This window comes from Gammaproteobacteria bacterium, assembly GCA_029882975.1.
Classification (GTDB): Bacteria; Pseudomonadota; Gammaproteobacteria; order SZUA-152; family SZUA-152; genus JAJDNG01.
In genome coordinates, this window is the sequence record JAOUJW010000007.1 from 61,863 (window position 1) to 83,559 (window position 21,697).

Below are 21,697 nucleotides of genomic sequence, written 5' to 3' on the forward strand. Positions count from 1 at the left end.
ATACTGCCATAAAGGAACTATCACGATTTTAAGCTATCCAATGTTACTATGCGTTCACAGCTTTATATCACTTTGCTTATTCTCGGTTTTGGGGCCGGATTTACCGGCGCTGCGGCTGTGGCCGCAAAAGACGAGAAACCCGCTGCTAAAACCGTGGATAAAGTTCTGGTGCTCAAGGCTGAGCGAAAAATGTTTTTGTTACACAAAAACCAACGCTTGAAAGAATACAGTATCTCGTTGGGTGATGATCCCATTGGACATAAGCAGCAACAAGGCGACGAACGTACCCCCGAAGGCCATTACATCATTGACTACCGCAATCCCCAGAGTCGCTATCATTTGTCCCTGCATATCAACTACCCAAACGCTGCAGATAAACAACGGGCGAGACAAAAAGGCGTCAACCCCGGTGGAGACATCTTTATTCACGGCCTTCCCAATGGCATGGGCCTGTTGAGTTCCGCCTTCAAACACAGCGACTGGACTGACGGCTGTATCGCCGTAACTAACGAAGAAATAGAAGAAATTTGGCGTCTGGTAAAAAACGGTACCCCCATCGAAATTCGCCCCTAATATTCAATTATTAATATTAGGTGATTTAGTTCACATAATCTTTAGCTTTTCGCGGACTATCCGATACAAGGCATGAATCACCACGAAAATGGAGTAGAAGCGATGTATAGACTAGCCCTTTTACTGCTCGTTAGCCTGCTTGCAAGCTCTTTTGTCTATGCAGCGGAAGATTTTCCGGGCAGAACTCACAATAAGTATAAAAATGTGCCCTACATTGAGCTGAATGATTTACATAGCCGTTTGGCCAATGTCACTATTGTGGACGTGCGTTCGGCATTTGAATTCAACACGCTCAAAATCAAGAGCGCCATCAACATCCCGGTAGCATTTGACACTTTTGAAGATGAAGTTAAAAAACTGCATGCCAAGACCAAGAAAACTCTAGTGTTTTACTGTAATGGTCATACCTGTATGAAATCTTACGCCGCTGCCCAACGTGCCAAGGAAGCCGGTTTAGATGATGTGCTCGCCTTTGATGCCGGTATTTTCGACTGGACCAAGGCCCATCCCGATCAGGCCGTTTTATTGGGACAAAGCCCGGTCAATATCGGCGACCTGATACCCAAGAAAAAACTTAAAGCTCGTATGCTGGACCCCGACAAATTCAGCGATATGGCCACCCAAGATCAGTCGAAAACATTGGTAATCGATATACGTGATAAGTTTCAGCGCGCCGGTGTGGGCTTCTTTCCCGGCATGGAGCGTTGGACCAGCCTGAATGATATGGACAAGCTCTATATGCACGTGAAAAAAGCGGCCGCTAAAAACAAAACCATTTACATTTATGACGAAGTCGGTAAGCAGGTTCGCTGGCTGCAATACGCCCTGGAACGCCTGGGGGTGAAAAATTACTACTTCATGAGTGATGGCGCCCGTGGTTATTACAAAATGATCGCCAAAGCACCATAAGCTGATATCTCCACGGAAAAAGCCGGTTTACACCGGCTTTTTTTTGCATTTCCAAAAGCGCGGCTGGAACCGTGGCATTAATTATGCTAATTATCAAAGGATAGGCAACGAACAGAACAAGGGACCATACATGCAAACCACTAACCCCGAAGATATTCTGCAGTTTTGGTACAAGCCGGAAAATGCAACCCAATGGTTCAGCGCCACTTCGGAGTTGGATGTTGAAATCCGTATTCGTTACTTGCACGTTTGGAAACAAGCTTTGGACGGCAAACTGGATAATTGGAAAGACAATGCCAGTGGTTGTCTGGCCCTATGCATCATCCTGGATCAGTTTCCCCTGCACATTTTCCGAGGCAGCGCCAAAAGTTATTCATCGGAAGCAGCAGCCATTGACGTGGCCAAACACGCCATACGCCAAGGATTCAATAAACTCATTCCGGATGAACAAATCGCATTTTTGTATATGCCACTGATGCACAGTGAAAACAAAAATGATCAGGAGCTTTCGGTAAAACTGTTTGAATCCACAGGATTGAAAGAGAGCATCAAGTTCGCCCGTCATCACCGCGATTTAATCCAGCGCTTTGGCCGTTTCCCTCACCGCAATAAAATCCTGGGGCGGGAAAGTACTTTAGAAGAACTGAGTTACCTGGAATCCAAAGAAGCGTTTACCGGCTAGAACGCTCCCGCTTGGCCGGTGCCCGAGGTTTGGCACGACTTCGATCCAATGCTTCCAACAAACTGATATTCAAAGGTTTTTGTTGTACCCGAACCTTTTTTAAATGCTGAAAGATTTCTTTGGGCATACCTTCCGGTAGATCCACGGTGCTGTAATTGTCGTAAATTCGAATCCGGCCAATGTACTGGCTGTCTAAACCGGCTTCATTGGCAATGGCGCCTACAATATCTCGAGCCGTCGCCCCGTGAGTTTCCCCCACTTCCAGACGATACCCCAGCATGCCAGGATCCTTCGATGAAGATTTTTTATCCTTTTTCTTGTCACGCTTGGGCTTGTCCCGACCCGCCGGCGTGAATTCACTGTCTTTTTGTTTAAATTTGGATTTTGGCTTTTCGTCCTGATGCTTTCTGGCAACAGAGTCGCTGTTAGCGCTTTCTGTTTTACCCCGGGCTTGGCTTTTCGCAAATAAGCCACTGCCCCCCGATTGGGCCACCAAGGCAGCCGCTATGGTCTCAGCGCTGAACCCCGATTGTTGCTTTAAGGTTTCCACGACTTGCTCATAGGGCACCAAATCCTCTGTTTGTACGGTGTTAATCACAGATTCCATATATCGCTGCAAGCGCAAACTGGAGACCTCAGCTGAGGTGGGTATTTGCAGCGGAGCAATGCGACTTCCTGTCGCCTTTTCCAAGCCCCGCAACAGACGCATTTCTCTCGGAGCTGCAAACAGGATGGCTTTACCATTGCGTCCGGCTCGGCCGGTGCGACCAATGCGGTGCACATAAGCCTCTGAATCGTATGGAATATCATAATTAAATACATGGGTAATGCGAGATACATCCAAGCCACGGGCGGCAACGTCTGTGGCCACGACAATGTCCAGAGAACCCCGTTTCAGCTGCTCTACGGTTTTCTCCCGTAAGGGTTGGTTCATATCTCCGTTGAGACAAGCACTGGCAAATCCTCGCGCTTCGAGTTTCTGTGACAGTTCGACGGTGCTGTTTTTGGTCCGCACAAAAACGATCGCCGCATCCATTTCCTCTGTTTCCAGTATTCGGGTCAAGGCATCAAGCTTATGAATACCGTCGACTTTCCAGAAACGCTGTTCAATGGTTTCCACCGTTGTGGTATCGGCCTTGATGACCACCTGCTCGGGATTGTGCAAATGTTTCTGTGCCACTTTGCGAATGGCTCCCGGCATAGTTGCCGAAAACAAAGCCATTTGCCTCTCTTGTGGCAGCTGCTGCAAGATCCAATCAATATCGTCGATAAAGCCCATTTTCAGCATTTCATCGGCTTCATCCAGCACCACGCTGCGCAAGGATTCCACATGAATGGTTTTGCGTCGCATGTGGTCCATCACCCGCCCCGGCGTTCCCACAATCACGTGAACACCCCGTTTTAATTGACGCAGCTGTAAACCCATACTTTGACCGCCATATACCGGCAATACATGAAATCCGGGAAGAAAACGGCCATAGCTTTGCAGGGCTTCAGCCACTTGCAAGGCCAGTTCGCGTGTTGGCGTAAGTACCAGCAATTGGGTTTGACGCTGGTTCAAATCCAAACGCTGCAAAAGCGGTAAAGCAAACGCAGCCGTCTTTCCGGTACCGGTCTGAGCCTGGCCTAAGATATCCTTGCCTTCTAACAGTAAGGGAATACAAGACGTCTGGATGGGTGAAGGGGTTTCGTACCCCAATTCATTCAACGCCCGACAAACGGGCGCACTCAAACCAAGGTCACTAAACGGGGAAACCGGAGCAGACATATAAAAAACCTTTTAAATCACAATGTGGTACAAGTGGGTAACTGTGTGGAAATACTGCCTGCAGCGGTCCGTGGTTGGACGGTCCCGGATAGAGGTTCGTAATCGCGAGGATAATTATACCCCAACGGCGCGCTAATAACACCGCTCAAACGCAAATACTACAGGGTTTTTTGTCAAGAAGATAAAGAATCCCGGCTCCTGAACCGACACTGTTTTTACTAAAACAACCCAGGTCGGGCTTACGCTGTGGGAAATACCGTCACTATCCATTATTTGAACCAAACCGTGTGCTGCAACTCCGGTGAGACCGTTTTGGACGCCTTGCTGCGCCAGGGACAAAAACTCAGCTTTTCCTGCCGTAACGGTATCTGTCACACCTGCCTGTTACAGTGCAGTGCCGGTTCGCCGGGAGCGGAAGCGCAAAAGAGCTTGAGCCCGGACTTGGTGACCAAAGGCTACTTTCTGCCGTGCAAATGCCGCCCCGCCGATGATTTGCACATTGCCCCGGCCCAATTGGAAGACTTGTACACTCAGGCGGTAGTCCACAGCAAACAATGGTTGTGTGATTCGGTAATGAAACTTTTATTGCAACCACAATCCAATCTGATGTACCAGGGCGGCCAATTCTTGAACATCCTCCACCCGGGCGGTTGCGTGCGCAGCTATTCCATTGCCGGCAACTTTCTGGAAGATCCCTACCTGGAACTGCATATCAAACACCACCCGCAGGGAACACTAAGTCATTGGCTCTGCAACAGCGTAAAAGTAGGCGACACGCTATCCATACAAGGCCCACAGGGTCGCTGCTGCTACCATAAGCGTCTGAGACCGAAAAACCTCTTATTGATCGCCAATGGAACCGGCTTGGCTCCACTGCAAGGCATTATCCGCGACGCCCTGGCCGAAGGACACCGAGGGAATATCTACTTGTATCACGGTAGTCGCCAAGCCTCCGGCCTGTACCATCGAGACTATTTCAAGCAATTGCAGCAGGAACACAGCAATTTGTTTTATCAGGCCTGCGTATCCGGCAATAACACCTCCGCCCCGGAGCTGCACCAGGGCAGAGCCGATTCAACGGCATTTGCAAACCATCCGGATCTAACAGACTGGGCGGTGTTTATCTGCGGTTTACCCGTCATGGTAAGCAATGCCGCAGTAACAGCGGCTCGCTTAGGAGCGGCGCAAGACGATATATTCTCGGAAGGATTTGATTAAACGCCTCAATCGTTCAGCAACAACACCTTACCCTGAGCGGTTTGGGTCTCGAAATAACGGTGGGCCTTGGCAACCTCGTTAAAGCCAAAACGTTCCTTGTCCAACAAGAGCGTTAACTCACCTTGGTCAACCAGAGAAACCAGTTGGCGCAAAATTTCTCCATGCCCTGCTCTACCCACGTTGTGCAACAAAGGGATCAACATAAACACGACATGCAATGACAGCCCTTTACTATGCATCAAACTCAAGTCTTGCGTAGAGCGTGTGGAAACCGAAACCACGGTGCCATTCAATGCGGCCGCTTGGAAAGATTGTTGTATGTTGTCACCACCCACAGTGTCAAAAACCACATCAAACCCCTTTCCATCGGTTGCCTGTTGCACGTATTCCGCAACGTTCTGTTGCCGATAAAGAAAACACTCGTGGGCACCTAAGCGTTTGGCTATTGCTGCTTTCTCTGCCGAGGAACAGGTCGCATACACCTGAGCACCGCGACTGCGAGCCAATTGAATGCCTATATGACTTACGCCACCGGTAGCCCCGTGAATCAACACACTTTGCCCGGCCTGCAATTTGGCTTTTTCCATCAGAGCCGTCCAGGCGGTTATGCCTACCAAAGGCAAAGCAGCTGACTGAGCCAGATCCATTTTTGCCGGGGCCGGTGCAAGCAGACGAGCATCCACCAGCATTTGATCGGCCAAAGCACCCCCGGTACCTCTTACGCCTCCGCCGCAACTGATCACCTTATCCCCCACGGCGAAACCTTGCACGTCATCCGCCACCGCTGCCACGGAACCGGATACATCACCGTGCAACACGGCGGGAAAGTCCGGCGCAATGGCGGCCAACTTACCTTGACGAATTTTAGTATCCACCGGGTTAATGCTTGTGGCCATGACGTTAATCAACACATGCCCCGGACACAATTGCGGGGCCTGCAATTGCGTTTGCGTAAACACTTCAGGTGCGCCGAACTCCCGAATTACCATCGCCTTCACTGTCATTCCTCCCCAGTACCACAATGTGAACGCACATATTACAGTCCTACGCTATAAAAACAAGCGCTACTTCACGATACTAAATACAACTATATATAAGCTTCGTATTCGCCTCGACATTTAACACACGTTTAATAAATTTCCCTTGCACCAACGCCGATAAAAATTTTGTATCTATTTGTGCAGGTGCCTCATGTTATCAAGAAAAGATATGTCAACAATTAATGGCGGCACACTGGGTTTATTTTTCCCGCTGTGTTACATGAACAAAAACGAGTTGGAGCTTTTGGCTCAGGACGTCATCGTCTTTGTCGGAAAGAAAGGCAAACGCCTGGTAGAACAAGGCTCCACCGATCACAAAGCGCTCTATCTGATCAAAGGCAAAGTCTGCCTGGAAACAGACGATGGCAAAAGGCAATTTATTGAAGAATACACTCGCGCCTCCAAAAGTCCGGTGTCGTTTTCCGATCCGCATAAATACACGGTCACCTGTGACACCACCGTGGAATTTATGCGTATAGACAATCATATTATCGATAACCTATTAGAACGCCATCGTGATGCGCATCAATGCCAGTTCGACTACAGTTGGCTGAACAACCCCCTGTTTTTTGATATCTACCGGGACTTAAGTCAGGATGCGCTGATTATCCCTACATTGCCCAAGCTGGCTCTGAACATTCGCAAAGCCATTGATGATGATGCTGACCTGAGAAAAATCGAAATCCTGATTCAGGCGGACCCCACTTTAGCCACTATATTAATTCGCACAGCCAATAGCGCGCTCTATAAGCGCGACAACCCCGCCGAGACCATTGAAAAAGCCATAATCCGCTTAGGTATGCAAACCATTAAAAGTCTGGTGACCCACTATTCGTTAAAGAGCTTGTTCCGCACCGAATCCACAATTCTCAAAGCCAGAATGCACGACCTGTGGATACACAGCACGGAAGTGGCCGCCATGTCTTTTGTATTGGCCCGCAAACTTATGACATTGGATCCTGAACATGCCCTATTGCTTGGCTTACTCCACAATGTGGGGGCACTGCCCTTATTGAGCTACGCTGACAAGTACTCTGAATTCCGCAACAACCCCGAAAAACTCGATAAAGTTGTCGTTGAATTATCCCATCATATCGGGGCACTGGTATTCGATGAATGGGGTTTTCCAGAAGATTTTGTTCAAGTTGCCAAAGAAAGTAACAACTGGGGGAGAGAATCCGGTGAAAGAGCGGACTACTGCGACTTAATCATAGCGGCCAAATACCATACCCTGCATTCACACGGTAAAACCGCAGCTTTGCCGCCACCGGAATCGGTACCGGCATTGAGAAAGCTCGGACTCATCGAGGAACTGAGCGACAACGAGCGCTTACTTTCTGATGTCAAAAATCAAGTGTGGGAAGTCCGGCGTATGCTGTCGATGTAACACCCGACTATTTGACCCTTAAGTGCTTCGCACTTAAATCCAATCGTGCCCACCACACACTTACCAGCCGAAAATGGAGTTATCCTGCAGTAAGTTGTGATCCTCGTAATCCAAGGTCTGTGCCGGTTCAAATGACGCCGTCTTGCTTTGAAATCTTTGCAATATAGGTAAGGTGGACGTTTCCCCTTTCGTCAGGGAATGAATAATTTTATCCCGTTCGGCAGAAGTGATCCTCGTACTGCTGGTAATTCCCTGGTTGGTTAAGGCCACACTGCGGCGCAATATACGAGTTCTATTGCGCAATTCTTCGTTGGACGATTTACGATAAAAAGCCGATCGAATGATCAGTCCCCGGCACTCTCCCTTCATAAAAGCCACTGCGGCTTCCTTAAACCCACCATCGATAATTTTGTATTTAGGCTGCCGCGCCGGATTGGGAAACATGGCGAATAAGGTCAAAGCCCCAAGATTGGGAGCCGGTAAAGTACAGATCATTTGCCCAAAGAGATCATCGGGCGTTTTGATACGTTCATCATCCTGAGCTGTCAGCAATACAAATTGCAAGGAACCCGACAATTTGACTAATGGCTTTGCGCCCAAGTGCCGAATCCGCCAAGCCGCAAAATGGGGACCGTCAAAAACGATATCATACTCATCGTTTTTCATTTTCTTTTCGTATTCCCGCCAGCTTTGTGGATGCTGGTAAACCACGGACTTACCCAGTAGTTGCGACAAATGTTGTGCTAAGGGCGCGTATACCCGTTCACCTTCCTGTTTACTTTCTCTTGGAGGAGCGCTCATTATCAGATCGGCGTGCACAACTGCCGAACAAATTATCAGCAAACACGATACAACCCTTAACAGCCAAATCCTTGACATGCTTATGGGATCCCGCCCCTATTTATAATCGTCGTTGATATTAAGAATTCTTCTAATTCTAAATAATTATAATTAACGTAATACTTAGATTATGCTTACGCGCCCCGCTAAGAACTACCGTAGCACAGTTTCAGTTACAAAAGTAAGCACCAATTTTATTCAACTCGCACCGCCCACCAAGTCAACCCATGGACAACCCAGAGATAAGATTGGTGTCTTGTCGGCGTTTGTAAAATGATACGGATCAATTTTCCCTGCCCACCCCACAAACAGCACCATTAAGTCTATATTTTTCATACAAAATCCCGAACAAATCAACACCACAGGCGAACCTGGAAACGGCGATATTGGAGAAAGCCACTTGCTTATTTTCGTTAAAAATTGAATACTTTAGTGACTAGCACTGGAAGGATCCGGGTTGTGTGGTTTTTGTGCCCGGATGAACACAATATACACAACCCAATTAAGTGTAAGCGCAACATTTCTAGTTTAAGTGCCGGGAATCCACCATAAAATCTATGGTCTTAGTGCTGGTATTGCGCAAACGATAAGTTTGTAAGGGGGGTACATCCATTGCTGTGTCTATTGTGCAGACAAGGCAACGTTCGTGGCTACCAAAGAGTATTGCCACGCAAGCCTGTGTTAACAACGACTGTATTAATCGTGTCATTTTTTGCTGTGTTTCAGCTCGCTCGTGCCGAAGCTCAGTTTGAAACTCATATTGATTCCACCATTTATAAATTGGCAACGGAACACAACGACCGTTCCGCACAGTATTTGCTGGGTAAGAAATATCTATTGGGAAAATCCGTTGAGCGAAACATGGCCGAGGCCATTAAGTGGCTGGAACTGGCTGCCGCGCAAAATCACAAGAAAGCTCAATATAGCTTGGGCAAGATGTACCTGTACGGCGAAGGCGTTGCTGCCAACTATATCTACGCTTTGGATTACCTATCCAAAGCCGCCAATGCCAACCATGTCGGGGCCCAATTTGAACTGGGCAATTATTACGCCATGGGTGTGGTCGGACCGAAGAACTATCAAAAGGCCGTCAAGTGGTATCGAGAAGCCGTTGATCGTCAATTTGCACCGGCCATGTCGGCGCTGGGTAAAATCCTCTATGAAGGCAGCGGCGATGTACGCCAACAAACGATTGAAGCTCGTAAATTGCTGCAAGCCGCGGCCGATGCCGGAGAAACCGATGCAGTGGAATATCTCCGTAATGCCAAACAAAACGGTAATGTGATCGCCGCCACCGGTTCATCCGCACCCCAACCCACTTTAAGTGATTTGGAAATCAGGGCACAAAAAGGCGACAGCAATGCTCAATTTGAATTAGGCACCGCTTACCTCAACGGTGAACTGCTACGAAAAGACACCCTGGCCGCGGCAAAATGGTTTCGCATGGCCGCCAATGAAAGTCATCCGGATGCCCAATACCAACTGGCTATCATGTATCGCGACGGTGTGGGCGTGGCGCGCGACCCGGGTAAATCCAACTATTGGATGAAAGCTGCAGCAAAGGCGGGACACCTACTGGCCTTACGCCAGAACCTGGACGATTCCAACCCATTCACAGACGCCGGCATTGGCTCACAAGCACAAGCTGACCTGGATCCAGCTCCCAGTCTGACGGCCGGCTCACGTTTAAATCCCGCCGAAATGAACACACCTGACCTGCAAAGCGCAAGTCTCAACCCGGCGCTGGACCCTGAGCCCGTTGACGTAAAAAAAGCAGACAGCGATCCCCGCTTGGATTCCAATCCCGATATCCAGAACCAGTTGGATCGCAGCCTCAACACCCTGAGCACGGACAGCGCCATCGACCGTGATGGACCCAGCCGTCCGGATGCTCAATTTGCCTTAGGCATGAATCACCTCAACGGGATCGGTGTTGATCGCAACCGTAACCTCGCCGTCTCCTGGCTCACCAAGGCTGCCAGCCAAAACTATGCGCGAGCCCAGTTTGCTTTGGGACAGCTGTATTTTTCCGGCGAACATTTTCCCATCAATACAACCAAAGCCAAAGAGTGGCTAATCAAAGCCGCCGACAACGGCCACGTAGAGGCTAACTTGCTATTGCAGGACATGCTCAACGGCGTGGCGACAGCACCGGATTCAAAAACCACTGATGTTGCCCTGACCAAGACCGATAAGCCGGGTGCTGATATAGCCCAACAAAACCCGGCAGTTGCCCCCTTGATTCAAACCGCAACACTGGATCCGGATATTGGTATGGATCCCTCATTGCAGCGCACCAGCACCGATGCCGCCAATTTCGACCGCGCACCAAGTCAACCATCCACGCAGTCCATAGGCCCCGCTACCCTGGAACCGGGCATAGCATTGGACCCGGTCTCCACACCCGTACAAAAGCTGTCGACACAAAGAAGTTCCCGCGAAGCATTCACTCAAACAACGCTGGAAAGCACCAATCGCAGGCCAAGCCCCAGTGTGGCAGCAGCCGCTGCAAACCAAGCGGCCGCTCCAAGTGCGCCTCCCACCCAAGTGGCGTTTAACACCCCACCAAACAATCTACCCCCCATCAGTAATGTGAAACTACCGGACGCAGAACTGCAAAGAGCCGAACGGGGTGATAGCCAATCCCAATTTAAAATTGGTATGATTTATATACTGGGCAAAGGCAAACGCACCTCCCAGGACAAGCAACAAGGTATCAAATGGTTAACCAAAGCCGCTGACAGTGACTACTTGGAGGCTCAACTAAAACTGGCCGAACTGTATTACAATGGCGAAGATATCGGGCAAAACTTTTCCGCGGCAGCCAAATGGTATGAAAAAGCGGCCCTCACCGGAGACAGTGACGCGCAATACACCATAGGCAATATGTATAAAGAAGGTTTGGGTGTGCAGCGGGATAACAGCAAAGCCATTAAATGGCTACGCAAAGCAGCCAACCAAGGGCATCACATGGCAAAGAAAAGTCTGGGCGGCTGTCGCATCTGCTAGGGCTGGCACCAAGCATACTAAAAACGAAACCTGGGCCTGTGTTTACAAGGCTTATAATTAGAAGATTACGAGGGGCGTCATGGGACGAATACTGCTATCCTTACTTACTTTTTCCATTTTGATATTACCACCGTCGGCACGGGCTCTGGAATTCAGCCTGTTCGGCGATGTGTCTTTTACGTCTCACGACGGTGAGCAGTCCTTTGGCATTGGTTCCTTTAACCTCATTGCCGATCAACACGTGAGTGAAACCAGCTCCATCACTACGGACCTTATTTTCCAAACCGGTGAGCACGGCATTGAGGTGGAACTGGAACGCTTTAAAATTACCAAGGAGACTGAACTGGCCAATGTCACCATGGGCCGATTCCATAAAACCCTGGGTTTCTGGAATCACAACTTCAATCACGGCTCTCTATCGCAAGACACCGCTTCGCGGCCTTTCTTTTTGGAATTGGACAACTCCCACGAAGGTATTTTCCCTGCGCACATGGTAGGACTGTTGCTGGGTAAAGAGCGAGAAAACTATAGCTGGCAATTTGCCTATGGTAATAACGCCGGCATGAATACCGAGGAAGCGGCCTTGGCAGCCGGTTCCGGTGGGGAAATGCACGGTGAAATGGAGTCCTTGAACCGTAGCGATCCCAGCGGCGATAAAGCCTATGCGTTTCGCGGCACCTACCGTGTTAATAACGATATGGAAGTGGGCATGTTCCTCATGGCCAACAATATCGTTGAAACCGGCGGCGAAGATGGAGCCACCGCTCTGACCACCCATGGCAATATCCTGTTTACCCAAAATGTGGTGGGCTTCGACGCCAGTTACAATAAAGAAAAATTTTATGTATTCGGTGAATACTATAATGTAAGCTATGAGGATAACCCCTTCATTGCCGGTTTCAATACCGCTTCGTATACCGCTGACGCTTTCTATGTACAGGGAGGCTATCGATATTCCAGCGACATCCGCATTGCCTTGCGGTATGAAAATTTGAGTTTTGGGGACAATGCCACCTTTCTGCAATTTCACGAGTTGGTTCCGCAAACTCGAACCATCGTCGCTGTTAACTACCGCATTGAAGAAAGTAATTCCTTGCGCTTTGAAATGCAGAACATTTCTCCGCAAGGGGGTGGTGGTGAATCCTCCATTACCATTCAGTGGTTCTTCTATTTGCTGTAATCTCTACTTTGACAACACCGGTATCGAGCCGGCGGTTCATCGTTCATAGCGATTAAAAAAATTCTACCTGGTGGAATACACAAGTTTTTCCACCAGGCAGGAGTCATAAACTCACGATTGTATCCAGCCACCTGCCGCCTGAAGCGGTTCAGGGTCATTACCGCGGGTGACCCAAAAGATCAGTGCTTTAAAACCATCGCCGTCACGGAATGTGGGAGCATAGTTTAAACGCCACTCAGGATCCGGTTTGTCGACATTACTTGTACCGACGGTTGTGGCCGGAAACCGGTCCCAGCTTAGCGCCACAAAATCATGGGCCAAGGTTTTACCCTGATTTTCTCCACTGGGCACCTGCGTCTGCAAATCAAAACCCAGAGCCACGACATGCAGCTGATAATCTGCACTTGTTGTGGTGCCATGCGGAGAATACCCGGCTTTGAGGGTATTACCATCCCAATGCACCCGAAGTACGCCGCCCTTTGAAAACTTTGCATTGTTACCGGGCTTTGCCCTCTCCTCTGTCGCAGATGGCAATATGCGCGGCCGAAACCAACCGCGCCACTCCCTGCCATTGAGGAAAAATCCGGGGGTATAGACGCTTCCTGCGTACCCGTGACGAGCATATTGACGTTGTCGTTGGGAAAATCGTGCTTGGGAAAACGGATCCTGCCAACCCAGATAGTTCCAATAATCCACATGAAAAGCCACCGGGACCAGAGTCTGCCATAAAGCCGGGTCCTGCCGCAGTTGGCGCAGCCACCGGTCTGCCGGAGGACAACTGCTGCACCCTTCGGAAGTATACAGCTCCAACAATCGTACCTGCTCTTGCGAACTTTGCAGCTGTAACGAAGCAGCAGAACAAGCTCCTGATAATAAAAACAAAATTAAAAATACGCGGGCCATGGGACACCTCCTATGCACTATTCTAGGACAGGCTCATCACAAATCTTTCACGGCAAGGACCAATCGGCAGGGGACGTGCTATAATTCGAGCAAACATGGTCGCATTCAGGCACATTCTTTTTATAAACAATGGGTTACTGATTTCTCACTTGACTTAAAATGAAATTATCCCCCGATTCTCAACGCACTCCGTCCCTATCCATTACCTACATTTTGATTTTTACAATCGGTCTGGCCTGTATGACCGTAGCCGGCTATTTTTTGATTGAAGGCTTGTCGCAATTTTCCGGCAGTGATGGCGCGCGACGCATGCTCATTGTCGGCGGTGTGTTATTTCAGCTTACGGAATCCATTTGTTTTATCGCCGCATCGGCATTGACATACCACTCGCTGCGCTGGCGCTACATTTTATTAACACTGGGTATAATTTTGTTTAGCTTCTCCATTGCCGTGATGACGCTGGCGCAAAAAACCGCCCTGCAAACCGGCGAGGCCCAGGCCAATGCCATTGATGAAAAACGCGAACACATCCGCCGCCAGATCCAGAGCCTGGAACAAGTCATCGGCAGTTACCGTTTCAATGCGGAAAAACAAAGCAAGTCCATATATAAAGACAGCCGCGCCATGGGACAGGATTCCATCAACCGGGCAGCAGAAATGGAAGAGAAAAAAATTAAATTATCCGAACAACTGTTTCAGCTCAACCTGCAACGACGTCAAACATCGTCCGACTTTTTTAAACGCCTGGAAGAAATCACGGGTTTTACCGCCAAAACCACCGAATTTTATTTCCTGGTGATTCGGTCCCTGTTGCTGGAACTCAGTGGTATTATTTTAATGTCCTTTGGCGCCAATTTACGCGCCTACAACAAATTGGTTGCGGACGCCAAACAAGTGGATATTGAAGCCACCATTGCCAAACGAACCATACCCAAACCCGCCAACCCAAATCCCACAATGGCGACTCTCACAGACACGAAACCGGCGATTGAAAACAGTGAGACCGGGACAAACAAACCTGTTGAACCGGCTCAAGCTTCTTTAGCAGAGGAACCTAAACTGGAACCAAGCGTATCCGTAAAAACAACACCCGAAACAACACCCGAAACAACACCCGTAACAACACCCGTAACAACACCCGTAAAAAAACCGCCCTTAGTGCGACCACGGCAAGTACAAACTCATCCCAATGTCGCTGCGACCAGGCAACCAAGCATCATTGACGGCAGTGACCCCAGTGACGAAGAAACCATCGCTGCCACTGACCCCACTGAAGCAATACCCCACATTCCCAATCAACCCTTGGATTTAATCTGTAATATGGCGGCAGATTTATTCGAACAAAATATTATTGGCAACTTGAAAGCCCAAACCATTCAAGCCGGTTTGGCAAAACATTGCCATAAAAAAGTCAGTGAAGAACAAGCTCGCATAGTTTCAAAAATTCTCACCAGCCGTTTGGAAGAAACTTGTTAGGATGGCCCGAAAAACGGTGGGTTTAACCCAGACTGTCCAGTTCCGGACCCATAATATAGTCCACCGTTGCAAAACCTTTTTCTTCGAGCAACTCCTCCAGTTCCTCATAGGAACCCGACCCCTGTTCCTGATACGCAGCGATTAATCCCGTGGCATTACGAAACGCTTCGTGTTCTTCCATATCCTCCGGAATGCTCAGCAAGCGAATATTACGAAATTCACGACTGGGGAGGATCATTAATTTTATTTTCATGTAAAACTCCGATTCACGCTGGAATCAAAAGTATAACACAGTAAAACCGATGCGCAGTGCAGCCAATCAAGACTCACCCGCGCGGCACAAACAAGCATCAGAGTTTTATCAACTCTCCTTCTTTTAACTGGAAAGTATCCAGATCACTGGCCAAATGCAGATTTCCGGAGAACGCTTGCCGTGCCTCCGTTTCCAACTGTAACAATGCCTCCGCGTTTTCACGACCATGGTAACGCGGACTAAAGTGGGTAAGCACCAGATTCTTCACACCTGCCGCTTGTGTGTAAGCGGCAATACCGGCCGCGCTGCTATGCCCATAATCACGCTTGGAAGCTTTTAGCGTCGCTTCATCGTAGGTCGCCTCATGAATAATCACATCCAATTCCTCTGCCGCACTCAATAATTGCGGCGAATCGTTATCACCACCGACCAGCACCCGTTGTTGTTGCACAAAGGACACAATGTAATCGGCACTCTTGAGCGTGGTGCCATCTTCTAAATCCACGTCCATGCCGCTTTGTAATCGCCCCCACAACGGACCGGCCGGTACTCCTTGTTGTTGTAACTTAAGGGTCAACAAGCGGGTTTTTTTCCGGCCGGCAGTAAAACAATAGGCATAAGAAGGAACCCGATGCGATAACTCTACCCGGCTCACGTCCATACCGGCGGCGCTGATACTATCTTGCAGCGAACTCACATCAATGAAAGATAATTCGTAGTTCAAATTAAGACAGGTAGCACGGAGGGCTGCATCCAAAAAATGTTTTAGCGGTGCCGGTCCGACAACTACCAAAGGAAGCCGGCGAGCATTCATCGCCGCACTGGCCAACAAGCCCGGCAGACCGAAACAATGATCGCCGTGAACGTGGGTGATAAATATCGCTTCTAACTTAGCCAGGGAATACGATGTACGTAACAATTGGTGCTGTGTTGCCTCACCACAATCCACCAGGCACCAGGACTTTTTATCATCACAGCGTATGGCTAGACCGGATACGTTTCGACTGGTAGTGGGTACGCCGGAAGAGGTTCCTAAAAACGTGAACTGCATATCAGCCGGTGTCCGTCATTATCCTTGTTAACCACGTAATTGTTACGCAATATTAAATCCTTTTGGTGGACTGGGTAACTCCACCACTTGACAACTCACGTCTGTTACCTGAGCAAGCTGTGGCCCCTGCCACAACCAGTCTTTGAGTTGCTGAACCGCGTCTGCATCGCCACAGGCCAGCACTTCCACTGTACCATCTGCCAGGTTATGGGCATAACCTGTTATTCCCAGGCCAAGAGCTTTTTCCCGAGTCGATCCCCGAAACCATACCCCTTGTACTTTGCCACTGACACGGCACTTTTGACAACTATCCATCACAACTATCCATCACAATGATCCATCGCCATCATCCACACTCAAGGCAGGACCACGGTCACTTTGCGGCCGGTACGGTAGAATTGGCCTTTACTGGAGAACTTTACTTTCACTGCGTAACGATTGGATTGGGGAAAAGGCTCATATGCCACTTCTGAAACCGTTGCCTTGATTCTGGACTTACCGACAAGAATAGTAACTTTCGTGCCCATTTTCACCTTGGGTAAAGCAGAACCGGTTACAACGAACTCTGCCGCCATGGTGTCGGTCGCCGCCACCTCTAACAAGGTAAGCGCGGTTTGACTGCTGACCACCGTTTGACCCGGTGTCGCTTGAAGCGCCACAACAACGCCATCAAAAGGCGCAGTGATCTTACTGTAGTGTAACTCGTACTCAGCTAATGCCGCTGTCTTTTTAGCATGACTGAATGCAGCCAGGCTTTTTTCATACTGGATGTGCGCGGCTTCCAACTCATGATTGGACAACAAGGTGCGCTCATATAGCTCAATATTACGCTCCAACTCCTGTTTGGCTTCTTTGTTTAAACGCTCCTGGTATTTCAAATTCACCATGGCATATTCGGACTGAGCCTGGAACACCCGAGCATCCAATGACAATAACACATCACCTGCTTTTACCCGATCTCCTGCTTGCACTTTGATTTCAGCCACCACTCCGTTTACAGGAACGCTAAGCGCGGCTTTTTGGTACCAATTAATCCGGGCTTCCACTTCCTCTGCCAGAACCACGTCGCCGAGCCACAACAGGCCAATCAGTATGGCCACCGGCTTAGCCGCTTTTGACTTACTTAGTTTCACTTGGCTTCTCCTTCACGGGAAACACATCCTTACCTAATAAAGCATCCAGTCTGGCCCAGGCAATTGCGGTATCATAGGTCACCTTGGCCAATCGATAGCGGGCATCGGAAACCTGTACCATGGAATCTCCCAGGTCTGTTTTCCATTCCAATTCATACAGCGCCCGGCTTCTGTCCAGATATAACTCTCTGAACTCCGATTCTTTCTGCATATGATCCCGCAATACGCGCAATTCGTCGAGCAACTGCCAGGTTTCCAGGATTTTTTGCCCCACATCCATTTGCACCTGATTATATAAGGCCTGTTGTTTCATCAAGGTGCCTCGAGCTTGAGCCAATGCCGCATCACTCCTTCCCCCCGTCCACAAAGGAACGTTGAGACGTAGCTCCACTTCCCAGCGATTTCGATTGCCAAAAGCACGAGTATATTCTGCCATGCGGGCTTCAGTGTCGATGAAAGGGCGCCCAAACGCACGGGCCGACTCCATGCTATCCTGTGCAGCCTGCAGCTTATAGCGCATAGCTTTAAGTACAGGATTGTGTGCCAAAGCCTGTTGTTGCAAAACCTCAATATCCGGCAACTTGTCAAACAAACCCGTCAGTTTGGGTTCCGCCACTTCGGCCGCCAATTCGCCCGGCCGATTGATACTGTTGGCCAAACGATTTCGACTGCTGCGCTGTAACGATCGGCTGGAATAGAACTTACGTCGACTGTTTTGATAAATCGTTTCCGCTTCCAGGATTTCAATATCGGATTTTTGTCCCAGTTCCTGACGTTTTCGCAACCTATCCAGGCTGACAAAGGCGACTGACATGGCCTCATTGTCGCGTATGAATGACAGGTCCGCTAACAATACATCAAAAAAGTGCCGCATGATTTCTATGCGATGGCGATTTCGAGTCGCCACCAAATCCCACTGACTACCTTGCTCGTTTTGCTGCGCCGCATCTTCGGCATGGGAACTGTGTCCGAAATCATAAAGGCGTTTTTGCAGAGACCACTGTACATAGTGATCTTCCTCAGCTTCCACACCGCCCGGGGGTTCCACATATCGTAGGGCACCTTGCAATGTAGACTGTAACCCGGTGGCGGATTGCGCACCCAGTGTACGTGCCTGGCTGTGCTCAATCTCTGCCAATGCGTGAAGCACGTTGGGGTGAGAATCCGTACCAAGACTAAGAACATAGTCTAATGTCAGCGGGGATGGTAATGGACTGCGTTGATCTGCAGCGGACACCGCATCGGTTGGCGCTTTCATATCTCCCGAACCCGGATCGGCACCCAACAGCCCACAGACTGACAGGAGTGATGCACTTATCAATGCTTGGTTGTATATACGCATTTTTTCTAACTCTTATGGAAAGCCGGCCGTTGTCTAAGACATCGGATTTAAAGCTTCTCCTGCGCTTTTTTTCTTTCCCGTTTGTATTTGGAAAACCGCATTTTTTCGTAACCGCCCTGAACCACAAATTCTCCTAACCAAAGGAACTCCTGTATTCCATTGGTAGCGCCCGTGTAACGAACGATTTGTTTCCCGGACAAATCATAGAAGGCAAACACCGGCGTGGCCCTGACCCGGTTAATCTTAAAAGCGAAGTCTTTTTGCGACATGACCTCCCCGCTAAAACCGGTGATTTCCACATCACCCTCGATATCGACGGCAATGTTAAGAAAGTGCTGCTTGAAATAAGCTTGTACTTCGGGCTGGTTCAACACGGTTTCTTTCATTCGATGACAAAAGGGGCACTCGTCCATTTCAAAGAAAATCAAAATCCCCTTTTTACCCATTTCCCGGGCCCGCTCCACTTCTTCTTGAAAGTTTCCCCAGGTTTCATCAAAAAAATACACATAGGGGTCTTTACCCCCTGCGCCCAAAACCGAACTTGCATATAGGTACAGACATAACAATAAACTCAGCGGGTATCTTGTTAACATAAGCGACTACCTGACTCTTAACTGACTTACCAAACAATTTCCTAAATCGCTGCTCTCAATTGGATTGTGCCGATTCTGATCCGGAACGCGAAACCACTGCTTTGTTGCTTTCCTGAGTGATAAATTCTTCAATCATTTTTTTAGTGATAGGACCGGTCTGTTGAGCCACCAATTCTCCACTGGGAGAAACCAAAAAGGTGGTGGGCAAACCGGTAATGATACCCAGCTCACTGCGTGCAACCGGTTTCATACGTAAAATGGGGTAACTCATAAAATAGTCTTCTACGAATAATTTGAGCTTAGCCAGTTCCACATCTTCAAAATCGATACCCAGGACGACGGCATTCTTGTCCTTATGAGCCTCGTGAAAATCCACCAATTCTGGAATTTCTTCCAAACAGGGGGGGCACCAGGTGGCCCAGTAGTTCACCACAACCCACTTGCCGCGATAATCGGACAACTTATGTTGTTTTCCATGAATATCCATAAGGCTAAAGTCAACCTTGCTCGCGGGAGTCGAATCCGCAGGTTTTGAATGTTCTGGTTTTAAGGGCGCTGGTTGGTCCGGCTTTGGTTTTTGTGCCGCAAGCGCGGGCCCAGCCAGTAAAGCCAGGATCGTGGGGATAATAAAAACCGGTTTAATCATGCTAGACCTCTCAGTGCCTCTCAGTGCCTCTCAGCCGGGACCGTGAGTGATCCCTGGGCAATGGTAATGAATTTGCGCCTTCTACGCCATGATAATTTAGACAAAAAAAAGCCCGGGAGTTCACCGGGCTTTTTCTCATTTTTCATGTACTTAGTCGGGCTATAGAGCTCCAGCTTCGAGTACATCGTCGACCACGCCATAGCGCATGGCCAGACGGGTGAGTGCCACATCACTGCTCACACCCAGTTTATCGTATAAACGATGGCGGTAGGTGCTGACCGTCTTTGGGCTGAGACACAATTTGTCAGAAATTTCTTGTACTTTAGTACCCTGAGTCAGCATGAGCATCACCTGAAGCTCTCTGGGCGATAATGAATCAAAGGGTGATTCATCGCCCCCGGGCATGAGTTTTAATGCCAAGTGCTGTGCCACATCGGCACTGATGTAGCGCCGGCCGGAATACACTTCTTTGATTGCATTAATAATTTCATCTACGGCGCAGCCCTTGGTCAAATACCCCATAGCCCCCGCCTGCAGCATTCGAGATGGGAAAGGATCATCCATATGAATGGTGACCACAATAACTTTCAACTCCGGATACATCTGAATCAGTTTTCGAGTAGCTTCAAAGCCACCGATGCCCGGCATATTCACATCCATTAACACGACATCCGGTTTGTGTTGACGGACCACTTGAACCGCTTCTTCGCCACTGGACGCTTCTGCGACAACTTCGATTTCTGGAACATCACTCAACAGGCGAATAATACCGGTTCGCACCAGTTCGTGATCGTCGACGATAATAACCCTAATCATTGCAATACCCCCGCATTGTGCGTGCATTGGAGCGTCATGCTCGCCATACACACCCTAGATTCCAACATTCTACCGTAAATTACAAGTAAATAGCGAGTAAATTCTAACCAATTGAATACTATGACTCAATGGTGAAAAGTGCAATTTTGTATTTCTAATACCTGATTTAACTGGGGTTATAATCTGGGGAGGGGTTATAAACTGGACTCGGCATTCACCACCAGACGGTAGTCTTCATTGGCTTGTTGCAGGCGTTGCGGGGTACCAATATCCATCCAAAATCCCTGATAATACTCACCGCTGATTTGACCTTGGGCAATTTTCTCTATGAGCAACGGTGCCAAAGCGCGTCTTCCCGGTGTGTATTGGGCAAAAAATTCCGGTTGATACACCGCCAGACCGCTGAAGGTCAACTTCCGTTCCCCAACCGGGTGTAGCATCCCCTGCTGCAGCGCAAAATCCCCTTTGAGATTGTGTTGTGGATTGTCCACCAAAACCAGATGGGCTAAGGCCGCCGGAGCGCGCGGCACCTGAGAAAAAGGATAGTCCAACAAGACATCACCATTTACCACTAAAAAGGGCTTATCTCCCAACAGAGGCAGTGCTTTAATTATCCCTCCGGCGGTTTCCAGCGCCTCCCCCTCGGCAGAATACTGAATTGTTACACCGAAACGGCTACCCGAACCCAGGGCCTGTTCGATTTTCTCTCCCAACCAGGCATGGTTAATCACGATATCCTTAAAACCTGCCTGAGCCAAACGCTCAATGTGATGTTGAATCATAGGCTTACCACAAACCTCCAGGAGCGGTTTGGGTAAATGGTCGGTTAAGGGTCGCATGCGCTCGCCGCGCCCGGCTGCCAGTATCATTGCTTTCAT

General features: G+C 49.1%; 21 protein-coding genes. 8 read left to right on the forward strand and 13 right to left on the reverse strand.

Going from position 1 to position 21,697, the window contains the following annotated elements:
- Positions 1 to 48: 48 nt before the first annotated feature.
- The 3 genes from OEY58_07085 (at position 49) to OEY58_07095 (ending at position 2,164) form a co-directional block, all read left to right on the forward strand.
- Positions 49 to 573 carry a L,D-transpeptidase family protein gene (locus OEY58_07085; GenBank protein ID MDH5325211.1) on the forward strand — a complete coding sequence of 175 codons (525 nt, stop codon included), beginning with the start codon at positions 49 to 51 and terminating at the stop codon, positions 571 to 573.
- A gap of 102 nt (positions 574 to 675) precedes the next feature.
- The gene (locus OEY58_07090) at positions 676 to 1,482 is read left to right on the forward strand and encodes a rhodanese-like domain-containing protein (GenBank protein MDH5325212.1); all 807 of its coding nucleotides are present in this window, start codon (positions 676 to 678) and stop codon (positions 1,480 to 1,482) included.
- A gap of 130 nt (positions 1,483 to 1,612) precedes the next feature.
- Positions 1,613 to 2,164: a DUF924 domain-containing protein gene (locus OEY58_07095; GenBank protein ID MDH5325213.1), complete on the forward strand. Its 552-nt coding sequence runs from the start codon at positions 1,613 to 1,615 to the stop codon at positions 2,162 to 2,164.
- Here OEY58_07095 and OEY58_07100 read toward each other — a convergent pair.
- Positions 2,154 to 3,932: a DEAD/DEAH box helicase gene (locus OEY58_07100; GenBank protein MDH5325214.1), complete on the reverse strand. Its 1,779-nt coding sequence runs from the start codon at positions 3,930 to 3,932 to the stop codon at positions 2,154 to 2,156. The two genes, OEY58_07095 and OEY58_07100, sit on opposite strands and share 11 nt — an antisense overlap.
- A 246-nt stretch (positions 3,933 to 4,178) precedes the next feature.
- Between OEY58_07100 and OEY58_07105 the strand changes: the two genes are divergently transcribed.
- A complete protein-coding gene (locus tag OEY58_07105; protein ID MDH5325215.1) occupies positions 4,179 to 5,150 on the forward strand; it encodes a 2Fe-2S iron-sulfur cluster binding domain-containing protein in 972 nt (323 codons plus the stop codon).
- 5 nt (positions 5,151 to 5,155) lie between these two features.
- Here OEY58_07105 and OEY58_07110 read toward each other — a convergent pair whose 3' ends face one another.
- Positions 5,156 to 6,148: a zinc-dependent alcohol dehydrogenase family protein gene (locus tag OEY58_07110; protein ID MDH5325216.1), complete on the reverse strand. Its 993-nt coding sequence runs from the start codon at positions 6,146 to 6,148 to the stop codon at positions 5,156 to 5,158.
- 211 nt (positions 6,149 to 6,359) lie between these two features.
- Here OEY58_07110 and OEY58_07115 point away from each other — a divergent pair, with 211 nt between their 5' ends.
- Complete coding sequence (locus OEY58_07115; protein MDH5325217.1) at positions 6,360 to 7,577, forward strand: HDOD domain-containing protein; 1,218 nt, start codon at positions 6,360 to 6,362, stop codon at positions 7,575 to 7,577.
- 60 nt (positions 7,578 to 7,637) lie between these two features.
- On the opposite strand, the gene OEY58_07120 is transcribed toward OEY58_07115, so the two are convergent.
- A complete protein-coding gene (locus tag OEY58_07120; GenBank protein MDH5325218.1) occupies positions 7,638 to 8,378 on the reverse strand; it encodes a phosphate/phosphite/phosphonate ABC transporter substrate-binding protein in 741 nt (246 codons plus the stop codon).
- 741 nt (positions 8,379 to 9,119) lie between these two features.
- On the opposite strand from OEY58_07120, the gene OEY58_07125 reads away from it, so the two are divergent.
- A complete protein-coding gene (locus OEY58_07125; GenBank protein MDH5325219.1) occupies positions 9,120 to 11,426 on the forward strand; it encodes a sel1 repeat family protein in 2,307 nt (768 codons plus the stop codon).
- A 79-nt stretch (positions 11,427 to 11,505) separates the two neighbouring features.
- On the forward strand, positions 11,506 to 12,606 hold the full coding sequence (locus OEY58_07130) for a hypothetical protein (GenBank protein ID MDH5325220.1): 1,101 nt from the start codon (positions 11,506 to 11,508) through the stop codon (positions 12,604 to 12,606).
- 111 nt (positions 12,607 to 12,717) lie between these two features.
- Here OEY58_07130 and OEY58_07135 read toward each other — a convergent pair whose 3' ends face one another.
- A complete protein-coding gene (locus OEY58_07135) occupies positions 12,718 to 13,509 on the reverse strand; it encodes a DUF1223 domain-containing protein (protein ID MDH5325221.1) in 792 nt (263 codons plus the stop codon).
- Between the two features lie 159 nt (positions 13,510 to 13,668).
- On the opposite strand from OEY58_07135, the gene OEY58_07140 reads away from it, so the two are divergent.
- The gene (locus OEY58_07140; protein ID MDH5325222.1) at positions 13,669 to 14,985 is read left to right on the forward strand and encodes a DUF423 domain-containing protein; all 1,317 of its coding nucleotides are present in this window, start codon (positions 13,669 to 13,671) and stop codon (positions 14,983 to 14,985) included.
- Between the two features lie 22 nt (positions 14,986 to 15,007).
- Here the strand turns inward: OEY58_07140 and OEY58_07145 are convergent, their stop codons facing one another.
- From OEY58_07145 to OEY58_07185, 9 genes are all read right to left on the reverse strand, one after another.
- Positions 15,008 to 15,238 carry a hypothetical protein gene (locus OEY58_07145; GenBank protein ID MDH5325223.1) on the reverse strand — a complete coding sequence of 77 codons (231 nt, stop codon included), beginning with the start codon at positions 15,236 to 15,238 and terminating at the stop codon, positions 15,008 to 15,010.
- A gap of 97 nt (positions 15,239 to 15,335) precedes the next feature.
- A complete protein-coding gene (locus OEY58_07150) occupies positions 15,336 to 16,289 on the reverse strand; it encodes a ribonuclease Z (protein ID MDH5325224.1) in 954 nt (317 codons plus the stop codon).
- A 42-nt stretch (positions 16,290 to 16,331) separates the two neighbouring features.
- A complete protein-coding gene (locus OEY58_07155; protein MDH5325225.1) occupies positions 16,332 to 16,604 on the reverse strand; it encodes an acylphosphatase in 273 nt (90 codons plus the stop codon).
- A gap of 41 nt (positions 16,605 to 16,645) precedes the next feature.
- Positions 16,646 to 17,422 (reverse strand): efflux RND transporter periplasmic adaptor subunit, encoded by a 777-nt coding sequence (locus tag OEY58_07160; protein ID MDH5325226.1) that lies wholly within the window; start codon positions 17,420 to 17,422, stop codon positions 16,646 to 16,648.
- Complete coding sequence (locus OEY58_07165; GenBank protein MDH5325227.1) at positions 17,409 to 18,764, reverse strand: TolC family protein; 1,356 nt, start codon at positions 18,762 to 18,764, stop codon at positions 17,409 to 17,411. Before OEY58_07165 ends, OEY58_07160 begins: the two co-directional genes overlap by 14 nt.
- Before the next feature lie 47 nt (positions 18,765 to 18,811).
- A complete protein-coding gene (locus tag OEY58_07170) occupies positions 18,812 to 19,357 on the reverse strand; it encodes a thioredoxin family protein (GenBank protein MDH5325228.1) in 546 nt (181 codons plus the stop codon).
- A gap of 55 nt (positions 19,358 to 19,412) precedes the next feature.
- A complete protein-coding gene (locus OEY58_07175; protein MDH5325229.1) occupies positions 19,413 to 20,003 on the reverse strand; it encodes a TlpA family protein disulfide reductase in 591 nt (196 codons plus the stop codon).
- A 159-nt stretch (positions 20,004 to 20,162) separates the two neighbouring features.
- On the reverse strand, positions 20,163 to 20,819 hold the full coding sequence (uvrY, locus tag OEY58_07180) for a UvrY/SirA/GacA family response regulator transcription factor (GenBank protein MDH5325230.1): 657 nt from the start codon (positions 20,817 to 20,819) through the stop codon (positions 20,163 to 20,165).
- A gap of 194 nt (positions 20,820 to 21,013) precedes the next feature.
- Positions 21,014 to 21,697, reverse strand: a complete 684-nt coding sequence (locus OEY58_07185; protein ID MDH5325231.1) for a nucleotidyltransferase family protein — start codon at positions 21,695 to 21,697, stop codon at positions 21,014 to 21,016.

Bases quoted from the DNA above. Each gene is read 5' to 3' on its own strand.
- OEY58_07090 (MDH5325212.1), top strand. From the start codon at position 676: ATGTATAGACTAGCCCTTTTACTGCTCGTTAGCCTGCTTGCAAGCTCT.
- OEY58_07175 (MDH5325229.1), bottom strand. From the start codon at position 20,003: ATGATTAAACCGGTTTTTATTATCCCCACGATCCTGGCTTTACTGGCT.
- OEY58_07100 (MDH5325214.1), bottom strand. From the start codon at position 3,932: ATGTCTGCTCCGGTTTCCCCGTTTAGTGACCTTGGTTTGAGTGCGCCC.
- OEY58_07140 (MDH5325222.1), top strand. From the start codon at position 13,669: ATGAAATTATCCCCCGATTCTCAACGCACTCCGTCCCTATCCATTACC.
- OEY58_07185 (MDH5325231.1), bottom strand. From the start codon at position 21,697: ATGAAAGCAATGATACTGGCAGCCGGGCGCGGCGAGCGCATGCGACCC.
- OEY58_07085 (MDH5325211.1), top strand. From the start codon at position 49: ATGCGTTCACAGCTTTATATCACTTTGCTTATTCTCGGTTTTGGGGCC.
- OEY58_07145 (MDH5325223.1), bottom strand. From the start codon at position 15,238: ATGAAAATAAAATTAATGATCCTCCCCAGTCGTGAATTTCGTAATATT.
- OEY58_07165 (MDH5325227.1), bottom strand. From the start codon at position 18,764: ATGCGTATATACAACCAAGCATTGATAAGTGCATCACTCCTGTCAGTC.
- OEY58_07095 (MDH5325213.1), top strand. From the start codon at position 1,613: ATGCAAACCACTAACCCCGAAGATATTCTGCAGTTTTGGTACAAGCCG.
- OEY58_07150 (MDH5325224.1), bottom strand. From the start codon at position 16,289: ATGCAGTTCACGTTTTTAGGAACCTCTTCCGGCGTACCCACTACCAGT.
- OEY58_07130 (MDH5325220.1), top strand. From the start codon at position 11,506: ATGGGACGAATACTGCTATCCTTACTTACTTTTTCCATTTTGATATTA.
- OEY58_07115 (MDH5325217.1), top strand. From the start codon at position 6,360: ATGTCAACAATTAATGGCGGCACACTGGGTTTATTTTTCCCGCTGTGT.
- uvrY (MDH5325230.1), bottom strand. From the start codon at position 20,819: ATGATTAGGGTTATTATCGTCGACGATCACGAACTGGTGCGAACCGGT.
- OEY58_07170 (MDH5325228.1), bottom strand. From the start codon at position 19,357: ATGTTAACAAGATACCCGCTGAGTTTATTGTTATGTCTGTACCTATAT.
- OEY58_07155 (MDH5325225.1), bottom strand. From the start codon at position 16,604: ATGGATAGTTGTCAAAAGTGCCGTGTCAGTGGCAAAGTACAAGGGGTA.
- OEY58_07120 (MDH5325218.1), bottom strand. From the start codon at position 8,378: ATGAGCGCTCCTCCAAGAGAAAGTAAACAGGAAGGTGAACGGGTATAC.
- OEY58_07135 (MDH5325221.1), bottom strand. From the start codon at position 13,509: ATGGCCCGCGTATTTTTAATTTTGTTTTTATTATCAGGAGCTTGTTCT.